The sequence below is a fragment of the Bradyrhizobium sp. STM 3809 genome (genome assembly GCF_000239795.1).
Classification (GTDB): Bacteria; Pseudomonadota; Alphaproteobacteria; order Rhizobiales; family Xanthobacteraceae; genus Bradyrhizobium.
Genome location: NZ_CAFJ01000211.1, coordinates 1 through 8,049, shown reverse-complemented (window position 1 = coordinate 8,049; position 8,049 = coordinate 1). Strand labels below are relative to the sequence as shown.

General features: G+C 69.4%; 5 protein-coding genes. 1 reads left to right on the top strand and 4 read right to left on the bottom strand.

What is annotated here, in order from left to right:
- Nucleotides 1-145 precede the first annotated feature (145 nt).
- The 4 genes from BRAS3809_RS11445 to BRAS3809_RS11430 all read right to left on the bottom strand — a co-directional run bounded on the left by BRAS3809_RS11445 (nt 146) and on the right by BRAS3809_RS11430 (nt 7,459).
- A complete protein-coding gene (locus BRAS3809_RS11445; RefSeq protein WP_008962258.1) occupies nt 146-1,894 on the bottom strand; it encodes a helix-hairpin-helix domain-containing protein in 1,749 nt (582 codons plus the stop codon).
- Between the two features lie 12 nt (nt 1,895-1,906).
- A complete protein-coding gene (locus BRAS3809_RS11440; RefSeq protein WP_008962257.1) occupies nt 1,907-4,030 on the bottom strand; it encodes an OmpA family protein in 2,124 nt (707 codons plus the stop codon).
- A gap of 268 nt (nt 4,031-4,298) precedes the next feature.
- The gene (locus BRAS3809_RS11435; protein WP_008962256.1) at nt 4,299-5,891 is read right to left on the bottom strand and encodes an MBL fold metallo-hydrolase; all 1,593 of its coding nucleotides are present in this window, start codon (nt 5,889-5,891) and stop codon (nt 4,299-4,301) included.
- A 38-nt stretch (nt 5,892-5,929) separates the two neighbouring features.
- On the bottom strand, nt 5,930-7,459 hold the full coding sequence (locus BRAS3809_RS11430) for a thymidine phosphorylase family protein (RefSeq protein ID WP_035656099.1): 1,530 nt from the start codon (nt 7,457-7,459) through the stop codon (nt 5,930-5,932).
- Nucleotides 7,460-7,848: 389 nt separating this feature from the next.
- Here BRAS3809_RS11430 and BRAS3809_RS11425 point away from each other — a divergent pair, with 389 nt between their 5' ends.
- Complete coding sequence (locus tag BRAS3809_RS11425) at nt 7,849-8,013, top strand: Flp family type IVb pilin (protein ID WP_035656097.1); 165 nt, start codon at nt 7,849-7,851, stop codon at nt 8,011-8,013.
- Nucleotides 8,014-8,049 lie beyond the last annotated feature (36 nt).

The window sequence follows — 8,049 nt, the reverse complement described above, 5'->3', positions numbered from 1 at the left end:
TTCGGGGCATGCTGTCGCGCGCCGTGCCCACCATCGTCCAACAGAGCAGGCGGCAAGACGGTGGGCACGGCGCCACCGCGACTTCCCGTGAGGAGAGAGCGCGGCAGCGCCTTTGCCCGCCCTACAGTTCGAGCGCTTGGCGCCGCTACTCGCGCGGCTGGACGATCTCGACGTTGTCCTGACCGCGCGAGCCGTCGTCGAGCGATGATTTCACCAGCCCCGCCGCGACCCGTTTGGCGAACTCCGTGGTGCCGCCGCTCGCCAGCTCCTTGGCCTGGCTGATCCATTGCTCGCGCTCGATCCGGCCGGCGAAGGCGAGATAGGAGCCGACCCATTTGGCGTGCTCGGGGGTCCAGGCGGCGATCTGCGCGAAGTGCCAGATGCCGAGGCCGTGCAGCCGCGCCTCGTTCTGCTTGCCGATGCCCTTGATCAGCTTGAGATCGTCGGCCTGGCCGCCGCGCGGCTCCGCGAGGCCGAGCGGCCGTGCGCCGCCATGGGCGTCCTCGTTCTCGACCTTGGGCATCAGCGCCGGCAGATGCGCGAGGAGATAGCTCGCCTCGTCCTCGCTCAGCGGCGCGTCGGCCTGGTCGTCGATCGCGACGGCGCCGGATTTGACCGCCGCCGAATGCGCCGTGTCGAGGCCGGCCGCGAGCAGCTTGGCCTGCGCGATCCAGTGCTCGCGCTCGATGCGGCCGGGGAAGGCCATGTGGTGTCCGACCCACTCCGCATGCGCCGGCGACCACTCCGCGATCTGGCTGAAATGATGCACGCCGATATCGTTGAGGATGCGTTCGTTCTTCGGCCCGACGCCCTTGATGAGCTTGAGATCGTCGGCGATGCCGTCGGGAGCGGGCAGGGCCGGGGGCCGACCGTCATCGGCGCCATTGCTGATCGGCGCCGGCTCGGCCGCCGATGCCGCGACCTCGGCGGCGAGGCGATCGGCTTCCGCGCTCGCCGCGGCGTCCGCCGCGAGACGCTCGGCCTCGGCCTTGGCGGCGGCTTCGGCGGCCAGCCGCTCCGCTTCTGCTTTGGCCGTGGCCTCCGCGGCGAGCCGTGCAGCCTCCGCCTCGGCCTTTGCGACGGCTTCTGCCGCAAGACGTTCGGCGTCGGCCTTGGCCGCGGCTTCCGCAGCGAGACGATCGGCCTCGGCCTTGGCGGCAGCCTCAGCCGCGAGCCGATCGGCCTCGGCCTTCGCGGCGGCCTCAGCAGCGAGGCGCTCGGACTCGGCTTTCGCAGCAGCCTCGGCGGCGAGGCGCTCGGCCTCAGCCTTCGCGGCAGCTTCAGCGGCAAGATGATCGGTCTCGGCCTTCGCAGCAGCCTCGGCAGCGAGACGCTGGGCCTCGGCCTTCGCGGCAGCCTCAGCGGCGAGACGCTCGGCCTCGGCCTTCGCGGCAGCCTCAGCGGCGAGACGCTCGGCCTCGGCCTTCGCGGCAGCTTCAGCAGCGAGACGGTCAGCCTCCGCCTTGGCAGCCGCCTCGGTCGCCAGACGATCGGCCTCGACTTGGGCCGCGGCCTGGGCGGCCGGCGACGGGCTGTCCGCCCAGGGACGGGCCGCCGGCGCCGTGAACGCCACCGTGCCGCCGGGCCCCCCGGGGGACATCGCGCTGGAGTCGCCGATCCCGACATAGTCCTTCAGCTGTCCGCCGACCAGGCAGCCGACCACGTAGCCGCCGACCATCAGCAACGCGACCTCGAGCCACAGCCCGGCGCGGCCCGGCAGCACGCTCAGCATCGCCATCAGCGCGCCGATGACGAAGGCGAGAATCGCCGGCAACAGCCAGCTCCGCATCCAGTCCGGTTGCTTCGCATCCGACCAGGTACGCCAGCCGACGAAACCGCCGATCACGACACACAGCAGGATCCAGAAGAAGAACGTCGTCAGGTCGTACATCATGATGTCAGCGCCTCACTTCACGACGAATTCGATGCGGCGGTTCTGTGCGCGGCCTTCCGCGCTGTCGTTGGAGGCGACCGGCCGGTTCTGGCCGTAGCCTTCCGAGGACATCCGCGACGTATCGATGCCGGCCTCGCTGATGTAGCTGACCACGGCCTCCGCCCGCCGCTTCGAGAGGTCCATGTTGTCGGCCTCGTCGCCGACATTGTCGGTATGGCCTCCGATGGTGATCTCGGCCGCCTTGCAGCGCTGGGCGACGTCGACGATGTGGTCGAGCAGCGCCAGCGACTCGCGGCTCAGCTCGGCGCTGCCGGTCGCGAAGCGGATGCGGCCCTTGGCGAGCAGGCCTTCGAACGCCGGCTGGCATTCGGCCACCGGCAGCGCCGGGCCTTCCGGCTTGACCCCGATCTTGACCTCGTCGAGCTTGAGATCGCCGCCCGCCGCATCGGCCAGCTCCTTGCGGACCTGCTCGGCGGCCTTGTCGTAGATGGCAAGCGCGTCGATCGACAGCGAGGCATCCTTCGCCGTCAGCGCGCCCGACCACAGCCGGGCCAGCGCCGGGAACGTCGCCTTCAGCGATTTGACGAAATTCCGCGGCGCCCCGCCGCCGATCTTCAGGCCGTCCTCCACTGTCTCGGTGACGAACGTCGCGGTGGCGGCGTCGACGAGTTCGCGGCGGGCGGTCTCATCGGGCACGTAGCCGCTCAGCCGGACGCGGCCGTCCTGTTTCTGCAGTCCGAATGCGTAAGGCGAGATCGGACCGTCGCGGACGTCGACCGCGGCGAGCGTGAACGGCGCGGGCAGGGTGCCCGCCAGCTCCTCGCGCACGGCGGCGCCAGTGACGTTGGCGAGGCCGACGCCGGTGATCGACACCTTGGTCTCGTTGATTTCGGCGCGGCCCTGCGCCAGCCGCGACAGCTGCTTCAGCAGGCTGGCGCTCGCGGTGGCGACGTCGCCGTCGGGAGCGCCGCGCGCGATGCCGATGTCGCTCCTGATCGGCTTGCCGTCGAACGGTCCGCTGGCCGAGCCCATCATGGCCTCGCGCACGGACGTGGCGGGCGCGAGGCCGGCCAGGCGCAGCGCGGTGCCGTCGAACTCCGCCGACCAGCGGTACGGCTTGATCTCCGGCGGCAGGATCTCGGCCTTGGCCAGCGTCAGCCCGCTGGGCAGCTTGCCGAGGCCTGCCATCGCCTCGTCATAGGCGGCGCTGGACGGCGCTTCGCCCGAGATCGTGTAGCTGGCGTCGGAAATGACGACGCGGCCCGTGGTCAGCCGCGCCAGCTCCGCCAGCGCATACGTCGTATAGGCGTTGAAATCGCCCGCCGGCGCGCCACGCGCGATCTGCATCTGCTGCGTCACCGACGATCCGGACCATGTCTGGCTCGCGGCCGCCTGCAGCGCGCGCCTGATGTCGTCATTAGGAACGACGCCGGACATCACCACCGACTTGGCGTCGCGCACCGCGGTCCAGATGAACGGCTTGGCCTCCGGCGGCAGGATCGCCACCTTGTCGAGCACGGCGCCGGCCGGCAGCTGCCGCGTCGCGGCCACCGCCGCCTCATAGATGTCGGACGAGGTCGCGGCTCCGGCGATCGAATAGGCCTTGTCCGCGAGCGCGAAGGTGCCGCCATTGAGCTTCGCCGCCTGCGCGAGACCATGGCCTGCGATGGCGGCGAAATTCACCGGGGCGCCCAGGGCATAGCCGAGCCGATCGGCGACCTCGCCGCCGGCCGCGGCCGCGCGGGCGGCGCCGACGATGGCCTGACGGACCGCGGGAGTCGGCACGCCGCCCTCGAGCACGAGCTGTGTGCCGTTGCGTGCGGCGCGGAAAGCATAGGGTTTGGGTGTCGGCAGCTTGTCATAGCTGCCGTCGACGAGGCGGACGCCGTCCACCGTCGCCGCATCCTCCAGCCGCTCCGACTGATCGGCGCTGAACTCGGGCCCTGTGATGCTGATGTCGCGGCCTGCGACCGTGACCTTGAGGGCCGCGGCGGTATCGGGTGCGGCCGCGGCGACCGCCGCCTGCGCCCGCGGTGCGATGTCCTCCTCGACACCGGCCGTCTTGAAGATGATGGCCACCAGCCAGAGCACGGCTACGGCGATCAGTCCCGTCCACCATTTCGATGGTTGATGCATGTGAGAGCCCCCGTTTCCCCACCTGCGCCCGGTTCACCCGGATCGTTCCGTTGTCGTGAACCACGCGTCGAGCGTACCAGAATCACCCTCGGAGACCAGCCGTCTGCGCGTTGTGCCGTTCGCTATGCACAAGCGGAGATCGTGTCCATGATCGGCAGCCGGCTCCTCAAGTCGCAATTCGTCGATGGCCGATCCCATCGAGGTTGCGATCAAAGTGTGACCGTTCGACGACGACGGACGGGCGCCCGCGGCCGGGACGGCGAACGTGTCATTCCTCGAGCGCCCGCCGCAGGCGGCGGATGATGACGCCGCGCGCGCGGTCGTCCGCGGCCTGCTCGAGGCGCGCATGAATGTCGAGCAGGAGGCCGGACATGTCGTTGTGCCAGTCGAGCCGGGTCACGGCCTCCGGGGCCAGCCGCCGCCGGCGGGCGGCATCGAGCGGCGTCGGCACGGCGCTGGTGAGCTCGTAGATATCGTCCAGCAGCGGCGAGAACACCTGCGCCGCCGGCACGATCCGTTCGGCGATCCGCGCGGCCAGCGCATCGATCGCCGCGTCCTCGCCATGCGACAGGAACAGTCCGCGCCCGATCGGCCGGCGCGCCGCGATCCAGCGCGCGATCTCGGCGCCGTCGGCATGGCCGGAGTAGTCGTCGATCATGCGGATGCGCGCGCCGACCTTGATCTCCTCGCCCTGGATGCGCACCGCCTTGACGCCCTCCTGCAGGAAGCGGCCGAGCGTGCCGTTGGCCTGGTAGCCGACCAGCAGCACGGTGGCGCGATTGTTCCACAGCCAGCGCTTGAGGTGATGACGGATGCGCCCGGCATCGCACATGCCGCTGGCGGCGATGATGATGTGGAAGCCGGTCAGCTTGGCGATCGCCTTGCTCTCGTCCACCGTCTCGGTGAAGCGCAGATGCGGCGACGACAGCAGGCGGCCGACATCGCTGCCGCCGTCGAGGCTCGCGGCGTGCGCGCGAAACACCTCGGTGGCGTGGATGGCGAGCGGCGAATCCAGGAAGATCGGCGCGGCCGGGATCTCGCCGCGCTCCATCAGGCCGACGAGATCGACGATCAGCTCCTGCGTCCGCTCCACGGCGAAGGCGGGGATCAGCAGCGCGCCCCTGGCGGCCGCGGCATCGCGCACTTCGCCCGCGAGGCGGCCGCGCCGCAGCTCCGGCGTGGTCGGTTCGCGGATGCGGTCGCCATAGGTGGCTTCCGAAATCACGTAGTCGAAGCCTTGCGGCGCCTTCGGGTCGGGCTGCAGCAGCTTGGCGTCGGGGCCGACGTCGCCCGAGGCGAGCAGCCGCAGTGGCGCGCCGCCGGCGCCTTGTCCGGCGAATTCGATCTCGATCGAGGCCGAGCCCAACAGATGCCCGGCATTCCAGTAGCGCGCGCGAACACCGGGGATGATGTCCGTCCAGCTCTCATAGGCGACGGCTTGAAAGTACTGCAGCGAGGCGATCGCGTCGGCCTGGGTGTAGATCGGGCTGACCTCGCCGCGGCCGCGCGCGGTGTTGCGGCGGTTCAGCGCCAGCACCTCCTGCTCCTGGATGTTGCCGGCGTCGGGCAGCATCCACGAGCAGAGATCGATGGTGCCGCGCGTGGCGAAGATCTTGCCGTCGAAGCCCAGCCGCACCAGCTTCGGCAGCAGCCCGCTATGGTCGATATGCGCATGCGTGAGCAGCACCGCGTCGATGTCGGCGGGCCGGAACGGGAAGTCGCCGTAGTTGAGCTCCTTCAGCGTCTTCTGTCCCTGGAACAGGCCGCAATCGATCAGGATCTGGCCCTGGTCGGTCCGCAGCAGATAGCAGGACCCGGTGACGGTGTGCGCGGCGCCGCAGAAGCGAAGGGTCACACTCATGCGGCGATCTCCGGAATTCGTTTGCGTACGATGTTCGATCAGCGATGGCCGTTCGGCCCATCGAGGGCATAGCCGTGGTTGACGCTCGCGGCCGATGCCGCCAGATCATGCTCCGACGGATCGCAGGCGAACACGCGGTACAGTGGCTCACCCTGGTCGACGCGGTCGCCGATCTTCTTGAACAGCCGGACGCCAGCGCCCTTGTTCACGGGCGCGCCCGCGGTGCGCGCGAGGCGGTTCAGCCTGAGGCAGTCGATCGCGGAGACGATGCCGTCGTGCTCGGCCCTGACGTCGAAGGCGAGATCGCCGAGCTCGCTGCGGCATTCGGACGGCCCCTGCGCATCGATGATCTTCTGCATCTGCTTCAGCGCCGCGCCGCTGTCGAGCAGCTCGCGCGCGCGTGCATAGCCGGCGCCGCCGCGCAGCTTCGGATCATATTCGAGCAGATGCGCCGCGAGCCGCAGCGACTTCTCGCGCAGATCGGCCGGCGCGAGAGGCTCGTTGCCGAGCACCGCCATCACGTCGCGCGCCTCCAGCACCGGGCCGATGCCGTTGCCGATCGGCTGGCGGCCATCGGTCGTGATCACCTCGACCTTGAGGCCGAAGCGGTCGCCGACGAATTCGAACAGCTTGCGCAGGCGCATCGCCTCCGCGCCGCTGGTAAGCTTGGCCGTCGGGCCGACCGGCAGGTCGAGCAACAGATGCGTCGAGCCGGCGGCAAGCTTCTTGGACAGGATCGAGGCCACCATCTGCTCGCGGGTATCGAGGCTGAGCGGCCGCTCGACTGAGATCAGGATGTCGTCGGCTGGCGACAGGTTGACGTGGCCGCCCCAGATCACGCAGCCATTGCAGGCGGCGACGATCGACTTCATCTCCTCGGCGCCGACATTCACCCGCGCCAGCACCTCCATCGTATCGGCGGTGCCGGCGGGCGAGGTGATCGCGCGCGAGGATGTTTTCGGAATCGTCAGGCCGTGGGCGGCGACGATCGGCACTACCACCATCGAGGTGCGGTTGCCGGGAATGCCGCCGATGCAGTGCTTGTCGACCACCACCGGCTCCGGCCATTTGAGCTGGGTGCCCGCATTGGCCATCGCGCGCGTCAGCGCCAGCAGTTCGCCCGAGCTCATGAAGCTCGCCGAGCCGATCAGGAAGGCCGCGATCTCCATGTCGGAATAGCGGTAGTGGGCGAGGTCGCCGATCACGGCGGCGATCGCCTCATCGCTGAGAGTCTCGCCACGAATCTTGGCGCGCACCGCCTCCAGGCTTTCGGGCGGGGTCGCAGGCGAGACGGTCGCCGGCGTGCCGACCGGCTCGGCGAACCGCCGCAGCGCCGGCTCCGACAGGCCGATCTCGTCGGGGCCCACCAGGGCGTCGTCGTCGGTGATGAGCAGGGTGGCGAGCAACGTCCGCGAATTGCAGCGCAGCTCGACCCGGGAGAAGCCGCTGATGACCTCGGGCCGCAGCGCCCGCGAGCGCCGTGAGATCACGACGACGTTCTCGCGTCCGGTGTCGAGCGCGACGCTGCGGATCTTCAGCTGGGGGCGGGCGGTATCGGCTGGGGTCATGATGATCAGGATGGACCTTAGGCCCCGGCCTCGTGCTGGCGGTTGACCCAGATCATGGGACGGCATCTCCGGCGACAGGCCGAATTTTTTCTAAATGTGTCGGCGGAGAATCCGGGCCGGGCGCATCCGTCCGGGGGCGGCGTCCGGAACCGCGGCCGAAAGCAAAATGCAATGGTTTCATGGATTTGCCGTCCGCTTCGAGCAAGGAGGCAGAGCGTCAGGACGGGCGCATCCGCGATTGCGGCGCCCGGATCCGCAGGACGGGAGTCGCAGATCGGATTAACCGATTGTTGAATCCGATGAACGAGGGTTTGGCGTGGGGCGTCCGTCCCGGCCTCTGCTCGCGCCGTTCCGGCGCATCAGATGATCGAGCCCGACCGGAGAGGTAGATGCGGCAGTTGATTGCGAGCTTTTTCAGGGATCGAGCCGGCGCGACCTCGATCGAATACGCGATCATTGCCGGCGGGCTGAGCATCGTGATCCTGGCGGCCGTCAACGGCCTGGGATCCGGCCTGAGCAGCAAGTTCACGTCGATCAACAGCTCGATCAAGTAATCGACCTCGCTGCTGCGTCATTCCTTCAGTCCGATC

Coding starts and splice junctions, on each gene's coding strand:
- BRAS3809_RS11445 (WP_008962258.1), bottom strand. CDS start 1,894: ATGATGTACGACCTGACGACGTTCTTCTTCTGGATCCTGCTGTGTGTC.
- BRAS3809_RS11440 (WP_008962257.1), bottom strand. CDS start 4,030: ATGCATCAACCATCGAAATGGTGGACGGGACTGATCGCCGTAGCCGTG.
- BRAS3809_RS11435 (WP_008962256.1), bottom strand. CDS start 5,891: ATGAGTGTGACCCTTCGCTTCTGCGGCGCCGCGCACACCGTCACCGGG.
- BRAS3809_RS11430 (WP_035656099.1), bottom strand. CDS start 7,459: ATGACCCCAGCCGATACCGCCCGCCCCCAGCTGAAGATCCGCAGCGTC.
- BRAS3809_RS11425 (WP_035656097.1), top strand. CDS start 7,849: ATGCGGCAGTTGATTGCGAGCTTTTTCAGGGATCGAGCCGGCGCGACC.